Below are 18,250 nucleotides of genomic sequence, written 5' to 3'. Positions count from 1 at the left end.
GTACGACGTTAACCGTCTATCGTTATGACAGTGCGAAAACTTACCGCGATCGCGTGAATGTTTTGCTTGGGCCTGTGGTCACAACCCTGGCTCAATCGTCTTCATGCGGTCTGTTCCAGCCGCTCTTGTCGTCAGGAATCTTCCATGCGTTTTCTTAAATTCTTGTTCGTGGGCTGTTTATCCGTGGTCAGCCTGGCCAGCCATGCCGAAACCGTCAAAGGCCTCTATCAAGTGCGCCAACCGGTCAGCGGCCAGACACCGGAGGAGCGCGACCAGGCGACTCAGCAGGCGCTGGAAACGCTGGTGTTGCGCTTGACCGGCGATCCCAAGGCGGCCCAAAGCCCAGGCCTTGCGGCCGTGCGCAAAGACCCTCAGCAGATCATCAGTCAGTTCGGCTACGACGCCGGGCCGCCGCAAGTGCTGAAAGTCGATTTCGATCCGGCCACCACCGAGCAGGCCTTGCGTCGTGCCGGGCTGGCCGTGTGGGGGGCCAATCGGCCGTCGATCCTCGGCTGGTGGTTGAACGATTCCACCGAAGGTTCGAGCCTGGTCGGCGATGGTCAGGCCAGTGCTGCGCCTTTGCGTCGGGCGGCTCAGCACCGTGGCCTGCCGCTACGTTTGCCGCTGGCTGACCTGAATGAACAGATCGTCGCCACGGCACCGAATCTGGAAGGTGCCGACCCTGCGCCACTGCGCAGTGCCTCCGATCGTTACAATGCCGATGCCTTGCTGGCGGTGCATGCCCGTGAAGAAGGGGGACAATGGCAAGCCAAGTGGCGACTGTGGCTGGGCGATCAGAAAGAGGCCGGTAGCGTGCAGGGCGCCGATACCGCCGCCGTGGCCGATGCGGTGATGCTGGCGGTCAGCGAGCGTCTGGCGTCGCGTTTCGTCGCCAAGCCAGGTGCATCGGGCGAGCAATTGTTGGAAGTGCAGGGCATGAATCTGGAGCGTTATGCGACGCTTGGGCGTTTGTTGGAGCCTTTTGGCGCGCGTCTGCAAAGTGTCGATGGCGACCGCGTGCTTTATCGCGTCAACGGCAGCGCCGATCAGCTGCGAGCTCAGTTGTCCCTGGCGCAATTGCAGGAAGTTCCGGCCAGTCAGGCGCCGGCACCTGTTCAACCCGTGACTGCGGGTTCGGCGCCGGCCGCAGCGCCAGCGCCTGCGCCGACGCCGCAGTTGCATTTCCGTTGGTGAGTTTTTTCTTTATATAGAAGCAGGAGTGGTACATGGCCGATACGCGGCGTTGGTTCTGGCTCGGTGGGGTGGCCCTGCTTTGCGCGTTTGTTTACCTGTTGCATCCGATCCTGACGCCGTTTCTGGTGGCGCTGTTGCTGGCCTATCTGTTCGATCCGCTGGTGGATCGGCTGGAGACGTTCGGTCTGTCGCGGACCTGGGGCGTGGTGGCAGTGTTTGCGTTGTTCACGTTGATCCTCACCACGCTGTTGTTGGTGTTGGTGCCGATGCTCGCCAAGCAGCTGTTTCGCTTGTATGAACTGGCGCCGCAGATGCTCGACTGGTTGCAGCACACCGCGTTGCCGTGGGCGCAATCGAAGTTGGGTTTGTCAGAGGGCTTCTGGAAGTTCGATAAGCTCAAGGCGGCGATCAGCGAGCACATGGGCCAGACCACCGACATTGTCGGCGTGGTGCTGAGTCAGGCGACGGCTTCAGGCCTTGCGCTGATCGGCTGGCTGGCCAATCTGGTGCTGATCCCGGTGGTGAGTTTTTATCTTCTGCGCGACTGGGACCTGATGATGGCCAAGATCCGCAGTTTGCTGCCGCGTGATCGTGAAGAGCGTGTCATGTCCCTGGCTGGGGAATGCCATGAAGTGCTTGGGGCGTTTGTGCGCGGGCAGTTGCTGGTGATGCTGGCGCTGGGTGTGATCTACGCCGCTGGCTTGATGATCGTCGGGCTGGAACTGGGGTTGTTGATCGGTCTGATTGCCGGCCTGGCGGCGATCGTGCCGTACATGGGGTTTGTCATCGGAATTGGCGCGGCGTTGATTGCCGGCCTGTTCCAGTTCGGTGGCGATCTGTATCCCATGATCGGTATCGTTGCGGTGTTCATGGTCGGCCAGGCGCTGGAAGGCATGGTTCTGACGCCGTTGCTGGTGGGTGACCGGATCGGCCTGCACCCGGTGGCGGTGATCTTTGCGATTCTGGCCGGCGGCGAGCTGTTCGGTTTTACCGGTGTGCTGCTGGCATTGCCGGTGGCGGCGGTGATCATGGTCCTGGTGCGCCATGTGCATGATTTGTATAAAGATTCGGATATATATGGCGGCGTCGATGACCCTGAGCTGTAAGGCTTCTTGATCGCTCGTCGCGGGCAGCCCGGTTTCACGCCGGGTTTGCCCGTATCCCTCGCGCGGCTGTCACATGCACCGCCAAAGAAACTGTCATAAAACCAGCATGTTAACGCAAACCTTTGATTTTGCTTGTGGTCTGTCGCATTGTGCCGTCAGCTTCACGGGTATAAACTTCGCAAACTTTACACAGAGGCCACTAACGGTTCCTTTGGAACTGTTCAGTCAGCATGAAACCGATTCAGCTGCCCCTAGGTGTGCGTCTGCGTGATGACGCCACCTTTATCAATTACTACCCAGGCGCCAATGCCGCTGCACTCGGCTATGTCGAGCGGCTGTGCGAAGCCGACGCCGGCTGGACGGAAAGCCTGATTTACCTCTGGGGCAAGCACGGGGTAGGGCGCACGCATTTGTTGCAGGCGGCTTGCCTGCGTTTCGAGCAGATGGGTGAACCGGCGGTGTATCTGCCGCTGGCCGAGTTGATGGACCGTGGCATCGAAATCCTCGACAACCTCGAACAATACGAACTGGTTTGCCTGGACGATTTGCAGGCGGTCGCCGGCAAGGCGGATTGGGAAGAGGCGTTGTTCCATCTGTTCAATCGTCTGCGTGACAGCGGTCGACGTCTGCTGATCGCTGCCTCGACATCCCCGCGCGAACTACCGGTGAAGCTGGCGGACCTCAAGTCGCGGCTGACACTGGCACTCATCTTCCAGATGCGTCCACTCTCTGACGAAGACAAGTTGCGTGCCTTGCAGTTGCGCGCTTCCCGTCGTGGCCTGCACCTGACTGACGAAGTCGGGCATTTTATTTTGACTCGCGGTACTCGCAGCATGAGTGCGCTTTTCGAGCTGCTTGAACGCCTCGATCAGGCCTCCCTTCAAGCTCAGCGCAAGCTGACAATCCCGTTCCTGAAAGAGACGTTGGGCTGGTAAAAGCCAGGTTTTTCGGGGGTTTCGGCATATTTAAGGCGCCAGAAAATCCGCTTTCCTGCAGGGTCGCAGGCTGCGCTAACGTCTAGAACGGGCTTAAGCGCTTAGATGGAAACGAGAAACCGATAAGTCACATAAAGATCGATTGAATTTGCAAATGAGATCGATAGCGGGCATAGTCTCGGCTTCTTTACAACTATCAGCCACGGTCGTGCCCATGCTAAATCGCTTCGCACCCCTCGTGCCTCTCGCACTCGTCACCCTGTTGTTCGGTTGCGCTGCTCACTCTCCAGTGTCCCAGCAAGAGCCACAGCATCAGGTTTCAAATTCAGTTACCGCACAGTCTTCTTCCGTTCTTTTCCAGGAAGAGCTGGCAACCAATAAAGAACTGGCAGACTTCGCCGGCGGCAAGTCGTACCAGCTTCCGGTTCTGGCTGACAGCATCCTCGAGCGTGGCATGTCCCTGATCGGTACCCGTTACCGTTTCGGCGGCACCTCCGAGGCAGGCTTCGACTGCAGCGGTTTCATCGGTTATCTGTTTCGTGAAGAGGCTGGCATGAACCTGCCGCGCTCCACTCGCGAAATGATCAACGTTGACGCTCCGCTGGTGGCTCGCAGCGCCCTCAAGCCGGGTGATCTGCTGTTCTTCGCCACCAATGGCCGTCGCGGTCGTGTCAGTCACGCCGGGATCTATGTGGGTGACAACCAGTTCATCCACTCCAGCAGCCGCAAAAGCGGTGGTGTCCGGGTCGATAGCCTGGGCGACAGCTACTGGAGCAAGACCTTCATCGAAGCCAAGCGTGCACTCGCAATGGCGCCGGCTGCAGCGCCTATCGTCACTGCGCGCAAATAAGCGGACAGTTTACAAGGCGAACTTAAAGTCTTACTTGAAGTTTGCCGCGTAGCCGCTAGAATCCTGATCTATTATTGATGGCAAACCGCCTGCGTTCTGCGCAGGCGGTTTTCTTTTCTGTCTTTGTGGCAGAAAAAAGCCGCAGCCAGATCAGGATGTTCTGTTTATGACGATGTCGGCCCGCCTCGCACTCATGTTCTTCGCAGCGCTGCTCAGCGCCTGCGCCAGCCGCACACCGCCTCCTGCGCCGGTGGTTCGCGCACCGATTGTTTTCGGTTCTCCCCAAGCCTTTTCCCCTGCGGCAGAAGACGTGCTGTTTCGCGCGCTCGGTCTGGTGGGGACGCCTTATCGTTGGGGTGGCAACACGCCGGATTCCGGGTTCGATTGCAGCGGTTTGATCGGTTACGTCTATCGTGATGTCGCAGGCATTTCCTTGCCGCGGTCCACACGCGAAATGATCGGCATGCAGGCTCCGAACGTCGGCAAGGAAGGCCTGCAAACCGGCGACCTGATTTTCTTCGCCACCAATGGTGGCTCTCAGGTCAGCCATGCCGGGATCTATGTCGGCGAAGGGCGCTTCGTCCATGCACCGGCCACGGGCGGCACGGTGAAACTGGACAGCTTGTCCAAGGCTTATTGGCAGAAGGCTTATCTGAGCGCCAAGCGCGTCTTGCAACCTGAACACTTGGCACATAATCCCTAGGGGTTTGTCATGATCGCTCTGGCGGAGTTGTAGGAGCGAGGCTTGCCCGCGAAGGCGGCAGCACAGTCAACATTGATGTCGACTGACACACCGCTTTCGCGGGCAAGCCTCGCTCCTACGGACAGACTTTACTTGGCCGCGGAAACGCGCCACACCTTGTTCCCCACATCATCCGCCACCAGCAAGCCGCCCTGCTGATCGATCACCACGCCCACCGGCCGACCCATGGCTTTTCCCTCGTCGTTGAGGAAGCCGGTAAGCACATCCAGCGGCTGCCCGCTCGGTTTGCCGGCGCTGAACGGCACGAAAATCACTTTGTAGCCGCTGTGCGGTTTGCGGTTCCACGAGCCATGCTGGCCGATGAAGGCGCCTTGGGTGAACGGAGCGGGCAACTTGCTGCCTTCGGCGAATGTCAGGCCCAGCGATGCGGTATGGGGCCCCACTGCGTAGTCCGGTGCAATGGCCTTGGCGACCAGATCAGGGTTTTGTGGCTCGACGCGAACATCGACATGTTGCCCGTAATAGCTGTAAGGCCAGCCATAGAACCCGCCGTCCTTCACTGACGTGATGTAGTCCGGCACCAGGTCGCTGCCGATTTCGTCACGCTCGTTGACTGCGGTCCACAGAGCACCGCTTTGCGGCTCCCAGGCCAGGCCGTTCGGGTTACGAATCCCCGAGGCGAAGATTCGATGGTTGCCGGTGGCGCGATCCACTTCCCAGATCGCCGCGCGACCTTCCTCCTGATCCATGCCGTTTTCGCCGACGTTGCTGTTCGAACCCACGGTGACGTACAGCTTGCTGCCGTCCTTGCTGGCGATGACATTTTTGGTCCAGTGGTGATTTCGCGTTCCGCCCGGCAAATCGACCACTTTGATTGGCTGTGACTTGATTGCTGTCTCGCCGTTTTCATAGTGAAAACGCAGCAAGCGGTCGGTGTCGGCGACATACAGGTCTTTGCCAACCAGGGTCATGCCGAAAGGCGAGTTGAGGTTTTCCAGGAACACCGTGCGGGTTTCGGCGACGCCGTCGTGGTCCTTGTCCCGCAGCAGAGTGATGCGGTTCGGGCTGGGGACGCCGGCTCCGGCGCGGCCCATGACTTTGCCCATGATCCAGCCGCGAATGCCATTGCTGTCATCGGATTTGGACGGCGCGTTGGTTTCGGCCACCAGTACGTCGCCGTTGGGCAGCACGTAGAGCCAGCGTGGGTGTTCGAGGCCTTCGGCAAACGCTACTACTTGAGTGCCTGCGGCGGCGACGGGTTTTTTACCCTGAGGCCAGCCGATCGCCGGGGCGATGTTCACCGTCGGGATCAGGGTTTTGTTCGGTTCCGGCAGCTTGGGCGACGGTCCGGTGCCGTCCGAGACTTGCAGGCTGGAGGTTTCACCACAGGCGGCGAGCCCCCCGGCGAGCGCGATGATGAAAATGAGCTGGGGTTTGCGCATTACTGATCTTCCCTATGAATGCATTGACGTAATCATAGAGAAGCGTAAACACCCGATGGTTCAACCGGTCAGCCGCGGGCCTCCTTGAACAGCACGGCGATCCCCGGATGGTAGTTTCCGGCTTCATTGCGCAATTTGCGGTAGGCGTAAGGGAAATACCAGGCCACGGCGCAGGTGTGTTCCTTTTGCAGGTCGTCGAGCATGTCCTGGAGTTCTTCTGGGGTAGCGCTGTGCTGGGCTTTTTGTGGGGCGACAAACAGGCAGCCGAGTTTCAGGTCGCTGGCGTAGCTGATGCGCTTCGCGTCGCTGGTGATGTCCGCCAGTGCCTGGGTCAGGTTCAAGCTATTGACCCGTGGCCAGCGCTGGGTGGCCTGCAGGTAAGCGCGTTCTTCGCTGGTAGCGATAAACAGATCGGCGCGGGCGTTGCGTTCGCCTTCTTCGGTCTGTTTGCGCGACGGTGTTTGCTGCAGCGTGACCATTTCCGCCATCCAGGCTGCGGCAGAGAGCAGGCCGAGGTTGGCGTTTTCGTCGTACCAGTAAGGCGTATCGTTATCGCCGCGCACGGCGTTGTAGCGGTCGATACAGTCAAACCAGCGTTCCAGCACCGGGCGCAGGAATTCCAGCTTCGGATTGCTGATGATCATGCCTTGCATGTGGCTCACCCTTGTTATTGTGTTATGAGGTTGTGGCTCTTTGATATCACTGCTGGCAGTGTGGCACAAGATTGGCGTCAGATAATTGATCGGCGGCAGTTATTCGCCGCAAGGCGTCCCGTCTTTAATTGACGCTCCACCCCCAACCCTCTAACCTTCGCGGCTTGTTTCAGGTGCTCTGTGGCCTTGGTCGACAGAGTGAAACAGGGAAGCCGGTGAGTGGATTTCTTCCAGCGAAGAATGATCACGATCCCGGCGCTGCCCCCGCAACGGTAAATGAGTGAAGACTGCGCATTGAGCCACTGTGTCTATTTTTGGCATGGGAAGGCGCGCCGTCGGGCCAATCGCCGCTCATGAGCCCGGAGACCGGCCTGATCCATTCAGCGGCATCACGGTGGGCGATGCCAGGCTTCTTGCCGTCTATTCTTGTGCCTGCCCGCCGTTATCCAGCCTCAACGGAGAGCTCCCCCATGACTGATACCCCTGATCGTGACGAACGCCATCTGGCGCGCATGCTGCGCAAAAAAGCCGTGATCGACGAACGCATCGCCAATTCGCCGAATGAATGCGGCCTGCTGCTGGTGCTGAGCGGCAACGGTAAAGGCAAAAGCAGTTCGGCGTTCGGCATGCTGGCGCGCTCCATGGGCCACGGTATGCAATGCGGCGTGGTGCAGTTCATCAAGGGGCGCAGCAGCACCGGCGAGGAATTGTTCTTCCGGCGTTTTCCGGAGCAAGTGCGTTTTCATGTGATGGGCGAGGGCTTCACCTGGGAAACCCAGGACCGCCAGCGTGACATCGCCGCCGCCGAAGCTGCGTGGGCGGTGTCCCGCGAACTGTTGAGCGATCCGTCGATCGGCCTGGTGGTACTTGATGAGTTGAACATCGCCCTCAAGCACGGTTACCTCGATCTCGATCAGGTGCTCAGCGACTTGCAGGCCCGTCCGCCGATGCAGCATGTGGTGGTCACTGGCCGTGGCGCCAAACCGGAGATGATCGAACTGGCTGACACCGTCACCGAAATGGGCATGATCAAGCACGCTTTCCAGGCCGGGATCAAAGCGCAAAAAGGCGTCGAGTTGTGAATCAACCACGTCAATGCCCGGCGGTACTGATTGCCGCGCCGGCCTCCGGTCAGGGCAAGACCACCGTCACCGCCGCGCTCGCCCGTTTGCATCGCAATCAGGGGCGCAAGGTGCGCGTGTTCAAATGCGGCCCGGACTTTCTCGACCCGATGATTCTCGAGCGCGCCAGCGGTGCGCCGGTTTATCAGCTGGACATGTGGATGGTTGGCGAGCAGGAAAGTCGTCGTCTGTTGTGGGAAGCCGCTGGTGAAGCTGACCTGATCCTCATCGAAGGCGTCATGGGGCTGTTCGACGGTACACCGTCCAGTGCCGACCTGGCGCGGCATTTTGGTGTGCCGGTGCTCGGCGTGATTGACGGCACCGCGATGGCGCAGACCTTTGGCGCACTGGCCCTGGGGCTTGCGTGCTATCAGCCGGATTTGCCGTTTGCCGGTGTGTTGGCCAACCGGGTTGGCACCCTGCGTCATGCGCAATTGCTCGAAGGCAGTCTGACAGAAGGCTTGCGTTGGTACGGCGCGTTGTCCCGGGAGACCGGCATCGAATTGCCGAGTCGGCACCTCGGTCTGGTACAGGCCAGCGAATTGAATGATCTCGATCTGCGCCTCGATGCAGCCGCCGCCTCGCTGGCCAGCAGTTGCGACGTGGCGTTACCGCCGGCCGTGGAATTCGCCGCACCTGAAATGATCGCCGCTGAACCGTTGCTGGCCGGTGTGCGGATTGCCGTGGCCCGGGACGAAGCCTTCGCGTTTACCTACGGCGCGAGCCTGGATCTGCTGCGGGCCATGGGCGCCGAGTTGTCTTTCTTCTCGCCGATCCGCGACCGCGAGTTGCCGGCGGCAGACAGCCTTTATCTGCCGGGCGGTTACCCTGAATTGCACCATGTGGCGTTGTCACAAAACACGCCAATGCTGACCGCCATTCGCGATCACCACGCGGCGGGCAAACCGTTGCTGGCCGAGTGTGGCGGCATGTTGTACCTGCTGGACTCGTTGACCGATGTCGAGGGTACTCGCGCTGAACTGGTTGGCTTGCTGGCCGGTGATGCGGTGATGCAGAAGCGTTTGGCGGCGTTGGCTTTGCAGGCGGTGGAACTGCCTGAAGGTTTGCTGCGTGGACACACTTATCACCACTCGCTGACCAGCACCGAGCTTGAGCCGATTGCGCGTGGCCTGAGCCCCAATGGCGGGCGAGGGGCGGAGGCGGTTTATCGTGAGGGGCGGATGACGGCCTCTTATGTGCACTTTTATTTTCCGTCCAACCCGGCGGCGATTGCTGCGTTGTTGGCGCCCGATCGTGAAGCCGCCATCGCGAGCAGGCCATGACAGAAAACGCCTTTTCCGAAGCCGAGCGCGATGCGGTCTACCGAGCCATCGGCGAACGCCGTGACATGCGCCACTTCAGTGGCGGTACAGTCGAGCCCGAGTTACTGAGGCGCCTGCTCGAAGCCGCGCACCAGGCGCCGAGCGTCGGCCTGATGCAGCCCTGGCGGTTCATCCGCATCAGCGACCGAGCGCTGCGCGGCAAGATCCAGCAACTGGTGGAGGAAGAACGCGTCCGCACCGCCGAAGCCCTCGGCGAGCGCTCCGACGAATTCATGAAGCTCAAGGTCGAAGGCATCCAAGACTGCGCCGAAGTGCTGGTCGCCGCGCTGATGGACGATCGCGAGCGGTATATCTTCGGCCGTCGTACGTTGCCGGAAATGGACATGGCCTCGCTGTCCTGTGCCATCCAGAACCTTTGGCTGGCGTCCCGCGCCGAAGGCCTGGGCATGGGCTGGGTGTCGCTGTTCGATCCGCAAGCCCTGGCAGACTTACTGGGTTTACCGGTCGGGGCCAAGCCCTTGGCTGTTCTTTGCCTGGGGCCGGTCAAGGAATTCTATCCAGCGCCGATGCTGGTACTCGAAGGCTGGGCGCAAGCGCGTCCGCTCAACGAGTTGCTGTATGAAAATTATTGGGGAGTGAGTCAATGAGTGTGGCGTTGTTGAGTGTCGCCGCGGTCGCGCTGGATGCGCTGCTGGGTGAACCCAAGCGCTGGCATCCGCTGGTGGCGTTCGGTCGTTTTGCCGATCGCATCGAACAACGTTTCAACTCCGCTGGCCGCGGCTGGCGCAGTCACGGGGTGACGGCTTGGGTGATGGCGGTCGTGCCGCTGACCTTGCTGGTCACCGCGCTGTCCTGGGCACCTTACGTTGGCTGGATCGTCGAGATTCTCGCGCTCTATTGCGCGCTTGGCATGCGCAGCCTCGGCGAGCATGTCGAGCCGGTGGCCAAGGCCCTGCGCAGCGATGATCTGGTTGAGGCGCGCACACGTGTCGGTTATCTGGTCAGCCGCCAGACCAGCGAACTGGACAAAACCGAAGTCGCCCGCGCCGCCACCGAATCGGTGTTGGAGAACGGCAGCGATGCAGTGTTCGCCGCGCTGTTCTGGTTTGCTGTGGCGGGTGCGCCCGGTGTGGTGCTCTATCGTCTGAGCAACACCCTGGATGCGATGTGGGGTTATCGCAACGAACGCTTCGAGCGTTTCGGCTGGGCTGCCGCAAAGATCGACGATGTCCTGAACTACATTCCTGCACGCCTGGTGGCGTTGACCTACGCACTGTTGGGCAAAACCCGACTGGCGCTGAAATGCTGGCGCACCCAGGGGCCGACCTGGGACAGCCCGAATGCCGGGCCGGTGATGGCGGCTGGTGCCGGTGCGTTGGGTGTCGAGTTGGGCGGAGCGGCGATTTATCACGGCGAACTGCATCAGCGTCCGCAGTTGGGCGAAGGCGTGCCGGCGGATGCCGATTCCATCGACCGTGGCTGGCAATTGGTCCAGCGCGGGGTATGGTTATGGCTGCTGATTCTCTGCGTGGGGGCTGAATTCTATGCTTGAACACGGTGGCCGGTTGCGCAAGGCAGCACTTGAATACGGTATCGCCGAAGCCGATTGGCTCGACCTGTCCAGTGGACTTGCGCCCTGGCCATTCCCGGTCCCGGACATCCCGCTGCGGGCCTGGGCACGTCTGCCGGAAACCGATGACGGTCTGGAGCAAGCCGCCTGTGACTATTACGGTGCGGCCCAGGTGTTGCCAGTGGCCGGTTCGCAAATGGCGATTCAGTTGCTGCCGCGTTTGCGCCGGGCCGGCAAGGTCGGTGTGCTGTCACCGTGTTACGCCGAGCACGCCGAAGCCTGGCGTCGCAACGGTTATGTCGTGCGTGAAGTCCTGGAGTCGGAAGTCGATTTCTTTCTCGACAACCTCGACGTGCTGGTGGTGGTCAATCCGAACAATCCCACAGGCCTGAGCCTGACCCCGGCCCGCCTGCTGGATTGGCATGCGCGGCTGGCCCAGCGCGGTGGCTGGCTGGTGGTGGACGAAGCGTTCATGGACAACACACCGCATTTGAGTCTGGCACCGTTCACCAACCAGATCGGCTTGATCGTGCTGCGTTCCTTCGGCAAGTTTTTCGGCCTGGCCGGTGTGCGGCTAGGGTTTGTGCTGGCCGAGCGCAAGTTGCTCAAACTGTTGGCCGAGCAGGTCGGACCCTGGGCGGTCAGTGGGCCGACCCGCGTACTGGGCCAGGCTTGCCTGACGGATACGCACGGGCACACCCGACAGCGCATTCGCACTGACGAAGCTGGCGAGCGTCTGGCGTTGCTGCTTGAGCAGTATGGTTTCAAGCCACAGGGCGGTTGCGCGTTGTTCCAGTGGTTGATCACCGAGCGCGCCGAAGCGCTGCATGAATTCATGGCCCGGCGCGGCATTCTGCTGCGGTTGTTCACCCACAACAGCAGCCTGCGTTTTGGTTTACCTGCGGATGAAGCGGACTGGTCGCGCCTCGAACAAGCCCTGCAAATCTATGCCAAGGAAAACCCATGACAACGTTGATGGTGCAAGGCACCACATCCGACGCCGGTAAAAGCACACTGGTGACGGCACTGTGTCGCTGGGTCACGCGCCAAGGCGCGAGGGTGGTGCCGTTCAAGCCGCAGAACATGGCCCTCAACAGTGCGGTGACCGCCGACGGTGGCGAGATCGGTCGCGCTCAGGCGGTGCAGGCCCAGGCTTCAAACCTTGAACCGCACACCGACATGAACCCGGTGCTGCTTAAACCCAACAGTGATACCGGCGCCCAAGTGATCATCCATGGTCGCGCCGTCACCACCATGAATGCCGTGGCCTATCACGACTACAAAGCCATCGCCATGCAGGCGGTGCTGGCCTCCCATGAACGGCTGAGCGCGGCGTATCCGCTGGTGATGGTCGAAGGGGCGGGCTCGCCGGCCGAGATCAACCTGCGTGCCGGCGACATCGCCAACATGGGGTTTGCCGAGGCGGTGGACTGCCCGGTGGTGCTGATTGCCGACATCAATCGCGGCGGAGTTTTCGCGCATTTGGTCGGTACGCTGGAGCTGCTGTCGCCGAGCGAACAGGCGCGGGTCAAAGGCTTCATCATCAACCGCTTTCGCGGCGACATCGCCTTGCTGCAACCGGGGCTGGACTGGCTGGAGGCGCGCACCGGCAAACCGGTGATCGGCGTGTTGCCTTATGTGATGGACCTACACCTTGAGGCCGAGGACGGCCTCGATCAGCGTCAGACCGACAAGGCCGATCAAGTGCTCAACGTGGTGGTGCCGGTACTGCCGCGCATCAGCAACCACACCGATTTCGATCCACTGCGCCTGCATCCGCAAGTGGACCTGCAATTCATCGGCCCCGGCCAGGCAATTCCGCCGGCCGACCTGATAATTCTCCCTGGCTCGAAAAGCGTGCGCAGCGACCTCGCGTACCTGCGGAGCAACGGCTGGGACTCGGCGATCGCGCGGCACTTGCGCTACGGCGGTAAAGTGCTGGGAATCTGCGGCGGCCTGCAAATGCTCGGCGAACAGGTGCATGACCCGTTGGGCCTCGAAGGCGCGCCGGGTTCCAGTGCCGGTTTGGGTTTGCTGGCGTTCGAAACGCAGCTCGAAGAAGAGAAGCAGTTGCGCAACGTACGTGGGCGTCTGGCGCTGGAAGATGCGCAGGTCAGCGGCTATGAAATTCATGCCGGCGTGACCACCGGGCCGGCGCTGGAAAACGCCGCCGTGCAGCTGGACGATGGTCGCTGCGATGGTGCGCAAAGTGCCGATGGGCAGATTTTCGGTACGTACCTGCATGGCCTGTTCGAATCACCGGCGGCGTGCAGTGCACTATTGCGCTGGGCTGGTTTGCAGGAGGTGCAGGAGGTGGATTACCACGGGTTGCGCGAGCGCGATATCGAGCGGTTGGCGGATCTGGTGGAGAAGCATCTGGATACCTCGCTGTTGCGTGAGCTCTGCGGTTTTTGAGGTGGCTGCACTGGCCTCATCGAAGATTTTAAGGAATGAACCATGCTGCAACTGATCCTCGGCGGCGCCCGCTCCGGCAAAAGTCGTCTGGCTGAAAAGCTGGCGACGGACAGTCAGCTCCACGTCACTTACATCGCCACCAGCCAACCCCTGGACGGTGAAATGAACGAGCGGGTGGCCCATCACCGTGCCCGTCGTCCGGCCGAATGGGCGTTGATCGAGGAACCGCTGGAGCTGGCTCGCGTACTGCGCGAAAGCGCCAATGCCGATCGTTGCCTGCTGGTGGATTGCCTGACGCTGTGGCTGACCAATCTGCTGATGCTCGATAACGCCGAGCGCCTGTCGGCCGAGCGCGAAGCCCTGCTGGACTGCCTGGCGTCGTTGCCGGGTGAAATCATTTTTGTCAGCAACGAGACCGGAATGGGTGTCGTGCCGCTGGGCGAATTGACTCGCCGCTATGTCGATGAAGCCGGTTGGCTGCATCAAGCCTTGGCCGAGCGCTGCCAACGTGTCGTCCTGACCGTCGCCGGCCTGCCCCTGACTTTGAAAGGAACTGCGTTATGACTCACACCTGGTGGCTGAACCCGTGCAAGCCAATCGATACGCAAGTGGTCGAACTGGCGCAGGCACGTCAGCAGCAATTGACCAAGCCCGCCGGTTCCCTCGGCCAGCTCGAAGCGGTGGCGGTGCAACTGGCCGGGTTGCAGAGGCAGGTCAAGCCGACCCTCGATCAGCTGTGGATCGCGATTTTTGCCGGTGACCATGGCGTGGTCGCCGAAGGGGTGTCGGCGTTTCCGCAGGAAGTCACCGGGCAGATGCTGCACAACTTCGTCAGCGGCGGTGCGGCGATCAGCGTGTTGGCGCGGCAGTTGGGGGCGTCCCTTGAAGTGGTCGACCTCGGCACCGTTACGCCGTCGTTGAATCTGCCGGGTGTGCGTCACCTGAACATCGGCCCGGGCACGGCGAATTTCGTCCAGGGCCCGGCGATGACTCAGGCCCAGGGCGAACTCGCCTTGCAGGCTGGTCGCGACAGTGTGCAGCGCGCCATTGCAGCAGGCGCGCAGTTGTTCATCGGTGGCGAAATGGGCATCGGCAACACCACGGCGGCCAGCGCGTTGGCTTGTGCTTTGCTCGATTGCCCGGTGGTGCACCTGGTCGGGCCGGGCACCGGATTGAACGCGGCGGGTGTCAGCCACAAAGCCCTGGTTATCGAGCGCGCCTTGGCGTTGCATGGTGCTCAGCGTGACGATGCGCTGCAAACCTTGTTCAACCTCGGTGGTTTCGAAATCGCTGCGCTGGTTGGCGCGTACCTGGCTTGTGCTCAGGAAGGTGTCGCGGTGTTGGTCGACGGGTTTATTTGCAGCGTCGCCGCGCTGGTGGCGGTGCGTCTGAATCCGGCCTGTCGTGAGTGGTTGCTGTTCGGTCATCGTGGTGCCGAGCCGGGTCATCGCCATGTGCTGGAAACCTTGAACGCCGAACCGTTGCTGGACCTCGGTCTGCGGTTGGGCGAGGGCAGTGGTGCAGCGTTGGCCGTGCCATTGCTGCGCCTGGCCTGCGACCTGCACGGGCAGATGGCAACATTCGCCGAAGCCGCAGTGGCGGATCGCCCGGCATGACCTTGCACCTGGACCTGTTGCGTCATGGCGAAACCGAACTCGGTGGCGGCCTGCGCGGCAGTCTCGATGACGCGCTGACCGGCAAGGGCTGGGAGCAGATGCGCGCTGCGGTGGTCGAGCAGGGCCCTTGGGATCGCTTGGTCAGCTCGCCGTTGCAGCGTTGCGCACGCTTTGCCGAAGAACTTGGGGCGCAACTGGGGTTGCCGGTGCAGCTGGAAAAGGATCTGCAAGAGCTGCACTTCGGCGCCTGGGAAGGGCAGAGCGCCGCGGCACTGATGGAAACCAGTGCCGAGGCATTGGGCTTGTTCTGGGCCGATCCCTATTCGTTTACGCCGCCTGATGGTGAGCCGGTTGCCGACTTTTCGACGCGGGTGTTGGCGGCCATTGAGCGGTTGCACGCGGCCTATGCGGGTGAGCGGGTCCTGCTGGTCAGCCATGGCGGCGTCATGCGATTGTTGCTGGCGCAAGCGCGCGGATTGCCGCGTGAGCAGTTGCTCAACGTTGAGGTCGGCCATGGCGCGTTGTTCTCGTTGACGGTTGAATCCGGCGCCTTGTTAAGGGAAGCGATCTGATCATGTTGCCGTTCTGGATCGCCCTGCAATTTCTGAGCAGCCTGCCGATTCGCCTGCCGGGCATGCCGACGCCCGAGGAGTTGGGCCGGTCGCTGCTGTTTTATCCGCTGGTCGGCGTGCTGTTCGGTGCCATTCTGTGGGCGTTGAACGGGCTGTTGCAGGGTGCGCCAGTGTTGCTTCACGCGGCGTTGCTGCTGACCGTGTGGGTGTTGCTCAGTGGCGCGTTGCACTTGGATGGCCTGGCCGATAGCGCCGATGCGTGGCTCGGCGGTTATGGCGACCGTGAGCGCACTCTCACGATCATGAAAGACCCGCGCAGTGGGCCGATCGCGGTGGTGACGCTGGTGCTGGTGTTGCTGCTCAAGTTCGCTGCGTTGCTGGCGTTGATCGAGCAGCAGCACAGCGTGGTGTTGATCATCGTTCCACTGATTGCTCGCAGCGCGCTGTTGGGATTATTCCTGACCACACCTTACGTGCGTCGCGGTGGATTGGGGCAGGCGCTGGCCGATCATCTGCCGCGTTTGGCCGGGAAACAGGTGTTGGTGATCGGTGCGGTGGCCTGTGTGTTGATCGCGGGCCTCAGCGGTGTGTGGGCGCTTGCGCTGGCAGCGGTGGTGTTTGTCTGGTTGCGGCAAGTCATGATGCGGCGATTGGGCGGGACGACTGGCGACACTGCCGGAGCGTTGCTGGAGTTGCTGGAAGTGGCGTTGCTGGTGGGATTGGCACTGCTCTGAATTTTCGTAGAGGCGAGGCTTTAGCACACTCTTTGTAGCAGCTGCCGAGCTCGCGAGGCTGCGTTCGGCTGCGAAGCAGTCGCGAGTTCGGCTGAGGCGGTCTGCCTGATGCACCGCAAGTTCTGATTTTACGACTGCTGCGCAGCCGAACGCAGGCTTCGCCAGCTGCTACAGGTAAAATGCGTCGAAATATTTGCTTTCATTTAACCGCGGGTATATACACGCACCATGCTTCCTTCTCAATGTTTGTGCACTAACCTGCGTCGCGCCGCTCGTGGCGTCAGCAGGCATTACGACGGCGCGCTCGACGGCTTCGGGATCAACGTTGCCCAGTATTCTCTGCTGTGCAACCTGCAGCGTCTGGATCAGCCGAGCATCTCGACACTGGCCGAGGCCATGGGCCTGGATCGCAGCACCCTGGGGCGCAATCTACGGGTGCTGGAAGGTGAAGGTCTGGTGACGCTGGTCGAGGGCGAAGACATGCGCAATCGCATCGTCCTGCTCACCGAGACAGGGCGCGAACGTCTGGCAGCGGCCTTGCCGGCCTGGGAAGCGGCGCAACAGCGGTTGATCGACCGTCTGGGTGCCGAGAAGCGTGAAACCTTGCTGAAACTGCTGGACGAACTGGCTTGAGGCCAGTTTTTTCGATCTTAAGCGGGTATATACCCGCTACCGGAGAACAACAATGACATCGATGTGGCGTACGTGCGGTTGGGTGCTGTTGGGCAGTGCGCTGATTCTGGCGTTGTCTCTGGGGGTGCGCCACGGCTTCGGGCTGTTTCTGGCGCCGATGAGTGCCGAATTCGGCTGGGGCCGCGAAGTGTTTGCCTTCGCCATTGCCCTGCAGAACCTGATCTGGGGTTTGGCTCAACCGTTCACCGGCGCATTGGCCGACCGCTTTGGCGCCGCGAAGGTGGTGTTGATCGGTGGTGTTCTGTACGCCCTGGGTCTGGTGTTCATGGGGTTGTCCGATTCGGCGGTGACTTTGTCCTTGAGCGCCGGGTTGTTGATCGGTATCGGCCTGTCCGGCACCTCGTTCTCGGTGATCCTCGGCGTGGTCGGCCGTGCCGTACCACCGGAAAAACGCAGCATGGGCATGGGGATCGCCAGTGCTGCCGGTTCCTTTGGTCAATTCGCCATGTTGCCCGGCACACTGGGGCTGATCGGCTGGCTGGGCTGGTCTGCGGCATTGCTGGTGCTGGGGCTGCTGGTGGCGCTGATCGTGCCGCTGGTGAGCATGCTTAAAGACAAGCCGTTGCCGGTGCTCGGGCATGAGCAAACCCTCTCTGAAGCGCTACACGAAGCCTGCTCCCATTCAGGGTTCTGGTTGTTGGCGTTCGGCTTTTTTGTCTGCGGTTTTCAAGTGGTGTTCATCGGTGTGCACCTGCCAGCGTACCTGGTGGATCAACACCTGCCAGCCTCCGTCGGCACCACGGTATTGGCGCTGATCGGGCTGTTCAATATCTTCGGTACCTATACCGCCGGCTGGCTTGGAGGGCGGATGTCCAAGCCGCGTTTGCTCACCGGTTTGTATCTGTTGCGGGCGGTGGTGATTGCGCTGTTCCTCTGGGCGCCGGTCACTCAGGTCACGGCCTATTTGTTCGGCATGGCCATGGGCTTTCTCTGGTTGTCGACGGTGCCCTTGACCAACGGCACGGTGGCAACCTTGTTTGGTGTCCGAAATCTGTCCATGCTCGGCGGGATTGTTTTCCTGTTCCACCAGCTGGGCTCGTTCCTCGGCGGCTGGTTGGGCGGGGTGGTGTATGACCGAACCGGGAGCTACGACTTGATCTGGCAGGTGGCGATTCTCTTGAGTCTGATGGCCGCAGCCCTGAACTGGCCAGTGCGCGAGCAGCCGGTGGCGCGCCTGCAAACTCAAGTGAGTGCCGCATGAACAGTCTTTGGCCGCGGATGGCAGCCATCGCCGTCGGCGTATTGCTGCTGGCCCTGGTTTGGTGGGGCTGGCATCAGGGTGGGCTGGCATTGATGCAGCTGGGCATGGGTGCTTGCTAGCGAGCTGCTTGCTAGCGAGCGGCGAAGGCGAGTAGTTTCGCGT

20 protein-coding genes and 1 riboswitch are annotated in these 18,250 nt (G+C 61.3%); of the genes, 18 read left to right on the top strand and 2 right to left on the bottom strand.

Annotated features, from left to right (window positions below; genetic code table 11):
- The first annotated feature begins 144 nt into the window (after positions 1-144).
- The 5 genes from AF70_RS22975 to AF70_RS22955 all read left to right on the top strand — a co-directional run bounded on the left by AF70_RS22975 (position 145) and on the right by AF70_RS22955 (position 4,788).
- The gene (locus tag AF70_RS22975; RefSeq protein WP_019579632.1) at positions 145-1,194 is read left to right on the top strand and encodes a DUF2066 domain-containing protein; all 1,050 of its coding nucleotides are present in this window, start codon (positions 145-147) and stop codon (positions 1,192-1,194) included.
- 32 nt (positions 1,195-1,226) lie between these two features.
- Positions 1,227-2,300, top strand: a complete 1,074-nt coding sequence (locus tag AF70_RS22970) for an AI-2E family transporter (protein WP_019579633.1) — start codon at positions 1,227-1,229, stop codon at positions 2,298-2,300.
- A gap of 230 nt (positions 2,301-2,530) precedes the next feature.
- Positions 2,531-3,235: a DnaA regulatory inactivator Hda gene (hda, locus tag AF70_RS22965; RefSeq protein ID WP_007936072.1), complete on the top strand. Its 705-nt coding sequence runs from the start codon at positions 2,531-2,533 to the stop codon at positions 3,233-3,235.
- A gap of 214 nt (positions 3,236-3,449) precedes the next feature.
- Positions 3,450-4,085 carry a C40 family peptidase gene (locus tag AF70_RS22960; protein ID WP_019579634.1) on the top strand — a complete coding sequence of 212 codons (636 nt, stop codon included), beginning with the start codon at positions 3,450-3,452 and terminating at the stop codon, positions 4,083-4,085.
- A 166-nt stretch (positions 4,086-4,251) separates the two neighbouring features.
- The gene (locus tag AF70_RS22955; RefSeq protein WP_019579635.1) at positions 4,252-4,788 is read left to right on the top strand and encodes a C40 family peptidase; all 537 of its coding nucleotides are present in this window, start codon (positions 4,252-4,254) and stop codon (positions 4,786-4,788) included.
- A gap of 128 nt (positions 4,789-4,916) precedes the next feature.
- On the opposite strand, the gene AF70_RS22950 is transcribed toward AF70_RS22955, so the two are convergent.
- Both AF70_RS22950 and AF70_RS22945 read right to left on the bottom strand, forming a co-directional pair.
- Complete coding sequence (locus tag AF70_RS22950; protein ID WP_028940024.1) at positions 4,917-6,230, bottom strand: sorbosone dehydrogenase family protein; 1,314 nt, start codon at positions 6,228-6,230, stop codon at positions 4,917-4,919.
- A 68-nt stretch (positions 6,231-6,298) separates the two neighbouring features.
- Positions 6,299-6,883, bottom strand: coding sequence for a hypothetical protein (locus tag AF70_RS22945; RefSeq protein WP_019579637.1), 585 nt, complete (start codon positions 6,881-6,883; stop codon positions 6,299-6,301).
- 154 nt (positions 6,884-7,037) lie between these two features.
- A riboswitch (cobalamin riboswitch) is annotated at positions 7,038-7,273 on the top strand.
- An 80-nt stretch (positions 7,274-7,353) separates the two neighbouring features.
- Here AF70_RS22945 and cobO point away from each other — a divergent pair.
- The 13 genes from cobO to AF70_RS29905 all read left to right on the top strand — a co-directional run bounded on the left by cobO (position 7,354) and on the right by AF70_RS29905 (position 18,207).
- Positions 7,354-7,965, top strand: a complete 612-nt coding sequence (gene cobO, locus AF70_RS22940; RefSeq protein ID WP_007936078.1) for a cob(I)yrinic acid a,c-diamide adenosyltransferase — start codon at positions 7,354-7,356, stop codon at positions 7,963-7,965.
- Positions 7,962-9,287: a cobyrinate a,c-diamide synthase gene (locus AF70_RS22935; protein ID WP_028940025.1), complete on the top strand. Its 1,326-nt coding sequence runs from the start codon at positions 7,962-7,964 to the stop codon at positions 9,285-9,287. Before cobO ends, AF70_RS22935 begins: the two co-directional genes overlap by 4 nt.
- Positions 9,284-9,934: a 5,6-dimethylbenzimidazole synthase gene (gene bluB / locus AF70_RS22930; RefSeq protein WP_019579639.1), complete on the top strand. Its 651-nt coding sequence runs from the start codon at positions 9,284-9,286 to the stop codon at positions 9,932-9,934. Before AF70_RS22935 ends, bluB begins: the two co-directional genes overlap by 4 nt.
- A complete protein-coding gene (gene cbiB / locus AF70_RS22925; RefSeq protein ID WP_018925130.1) occupies positions 9,931-10,839 on the top strand; it encodes an adenosylcobinamide-phosphate synthase CbiB in 909 nt (302 codons plus the stop codon). Before bluB ends, cbiB begins: the two co-directional genes overlap by 4 nt.
- Complete coding sequence (cobD, locus tag AF70_RS22920; RefSeq protein ID WP_019579641.1) at positions 10,832-11,824, top strand: threonine-phosphate decarboxylase CobD; 993 nt, start codon at positions 10,832-10,834, stop codon at positions 11,822-11,824. The genes cbiB and cobD overlap by 8 nt, the downstream gene beginning before the upstream one ends.
- The gene (locus AF70_RS22915; RefSeq protein WP_028940026.1) at positions 11,821-13,272 is read left to right on the top strand and encodes a cobyric acid synthase; all 1,452 of its coding nucleotides are present in this window, start codon (positions 11,821-11,823) and stop codon (positions 13,270-13,272) included. The genes cobD and AF70_RS22915 overlap by 4 nt, the downstream gene beginning before the upstream one ends.
- Positions 13,273-13,314: 42 nt before the next feature.
- On the top strand, positions 13,315-13,836 hold the full coding sequence (gene cobU, locus AF70_RS22910) for a bifunctional adenosylcobinamide kinase/adenosylcobinamide-phosphate guanylyltransferase (RefSeq protein ID WP_019579643.1): 522 nt from the start codon (positions 13,315-13,317) through the stop codon (positions 13,834-13,836).
- Positions 13,833-14,888 (top strand): nicotinate-nucleotide--dimethylbenzimidazole phosphoribosyltransferase, encoded by a 1,056-nt coding sequence (gene cobT, locus AF70_RS22905; protein WP_028940027.1) that lies wholly within the window; start codon positions 13,833-13,835, stop codon positions 14,886-14,888. Before cobU ends, cobT begins: the two co-directional genes overlap by 4 nt.
- A complete protein-coding gene (gene cobC, locus AF70_RS22900) occupies positions 14,885-15,460 on the top strand; it encodes an alpha-ribazole phosphatase family protein (RefSeq protein WP_019579645.1) in 576 nt (191 codons plus the stop codon). Before cobT ends, cobC begins: the two co-directional genes overlap by 4 nt.
- Positions 15,461-15,462: 2 nt before the next feature.
- On the top strand, positions 15,463-16,194 hold the full coding sequence (locus AF70_RS22895) for an adenosylcobinamide-GDP ribazoletransferase (protein WP_019579646.1): 732 nt from the start codon (positions 15,463-15,465) through the stop codon (positions 16,192-16,194).
- 228 nt (positions 16,195-16,422) lie between these two features.
- Positions 16,423-16,827 (top strand): MarR family winged helix-turn-helix transcriptional regulator, encoded by a 405-nt coding sequence (locus AF70_RS22890; protein ID WP_007898923.1) that lies wholly within the window; start codon positions 16,423-16,425, stop codon positions 16,825-16,827.
- A 52-nt stretch (positions 16,828-16,879) separates the two neighbouring features.
- Positions 16,880-18,088 (top strand): MFS transporter, encoded by a 1,209-nt coding sequence (locus AF70_RS22885; protein WP_019648170.1) that lies wholly within the window; start codon positions 16,880-16,882, stop codon positions 18,086-18,088.
- Positions 18,085-18,207 carry a hypothetical protein gene (locus AF70_RS29905; RefSeq protein WP_007936107.1) on the top strand — a complete coding sequence of 41 codons (123 nt, stop codon included), beginning with the start codon at positions 18,085-18,087 and terminating at the stop codon, positions 18,205-18,207. Before AF70_RS22885 ends, AF70_RS29905 begins: the two co-directional genes overlap by 4 nt.
- Positions 18,208-18,250: the final 43 nt, after the last annotated feature.

The organism is Pseudomonas sp. KD5 (genome assembly GCF_012932895.1).
In the GTDB taxonomy this organism is placed as follows: Bacteria; Pseudomonadota; Gammaproteobacteria; order Pseudomonadales; family Pseudomonadaceae; genus Aquipseudomonas.
This window is presented reverse-complemented; position numbering and strand designations above follow the sequence as displayed.

What these genes read in the sequence shown, in the direction of transcription:
- AF70_RS22975 (WP_019579632.1), top strand. Translation starts at nt 145, where the DNA reads ATGCGTTTTCTTAAATTCTTGTTCGTGGGCTGTTTATCCGTGGTCAGC.
- AF70_RS22970 (WP_019579633.1), top strand. Translation starts at nt 1,227, where the DNA reads ATGGCCGATACGCGGCGTTGGTTCTGGCTCGGTGGGGTGGCCCTGCTT.
- hda (WP_007936072.1), top strand. Translation starts at nt 2,531, where the DNA reads ATGAAACCGATTCAGCTGCCCCTAGGTGTGCGTCTGCGTGATGACGCC.
- AF70_RS22960 (WP_019579634.1), top strand. Translation starts at nt 3,450, where the DNA reads ATGCTAAATCGCTTCGCACCCCTCGTGCCTCTCGCACTCGTCACCCTG.
- AF70_RS22955 (WP_019579635.1), top strand. Translation starts at nt 4,252, where the DNA reads ATGACGATGTCGGCCCGCCTCGCACTCATGTTCTTCGCAGCGCTGCTC.
- AF70_RS22950 (WP_028940024.1), bottom strand. Translation starts at nt 6,230, where the DNA reads ATGCGCAAACCCCAGCTCATTTTCATCATCGCGCTCGCCGGGGGGCTC.
- AF70_RS22945 (WP_019579637.1), bottom strand. Translation starts at nt 6,883, where the DNA reads ATGCAAGGCATGATCATCAGCAATCCGAAGCTGGAATTCCTGCGCCCG.
- cobO (WP_007936078.1), top strand. Translation starts at nt 7,354, where the DNA reads ATGACTGATACCCCTGATCGTGACGAACGCCATCTGGCGCGCATGCTG.
- bluB (WP_019579639.1), top strand. Translation starts at nt 9,284, where the DNA reads ATGACAGAAAACGCCTTTTCCGAAGCCGAGCGCGATGCGGTCTACCGA.
- cbiB (WP_018925130.1), top strand. Translation starts at nt 9,931, where the DNA reads ATGAGTGTGGCGTTGTTGAGTGTCGCCGCGGTCGCGCTGGATGCGCTG.
- cobD (WP_019579641.1), top strand. Translation starts at nt 10,832, where the DNA reads ATGCTTGAACACGGTGGCCGGTTGCGCAAGGCAGCACTTGAATACGGT.
- AF70_RS22915 (WP_028940026.1), top strand. Translation starts at nt 11,821, where the DNA reads ATGACAACGTTGATGGTGCAAGGCACCACATCCGACGCCGGTAAAAGC.
- cobU (WP_019579643.1), top strand. Translation starts at nt 13,315, where the DNA reads ATGCTGCAACTGATCCTCGGCGGCGCCCGCTCCGGCAAAAGTCGTCTG.
- cobT (WP_028940027.1), top strand. Translation starts at nt 13,833, where the DNA reads ATGACTCACACCTGGTGGCTGAACCCGTGCAAGCCAATCGATACGCAA.
- cobC (WP_019579645.1), top strand. Translation starts at nt 14,885, where the DNA reads ATGACCTTGCACCTGGACCTGTTGCGTCATGGCGAAACCGAACTCGGT.
- AF70_RS22895 (WP_019579646.1), top strand. Translation starts at nt 15,463, where the DNA reads ATGTTGCCGTTCTGGATCGCCCTGCAATTTCTGAGCAGCCTGCCGATT.
- AF70_RS22890 (WP_007898923.1), top strand. Translation starts at nt 16,423, where the DNA reads ATGCTTCCTTCTCAATGTTTGTGCACTAACCTGCGTCGCGCCGCTCGT.
- AF70_RS22885 (WP_019648170.1), top strand. Translation starts at nt 16,880, where the DNA reads ATGACATCGATGTGGCGTACGTGCGGTTGGGTGCTGTTGGGCAGTGCG.
- AF70_RS29905 (WP_007936107.1), top strand. Translation starts at nt 18,085, where the DNA reads ATGAACAGTCTTTGGCCGCGGATGGCAGCCATCGCCGTCGGCGTATTG.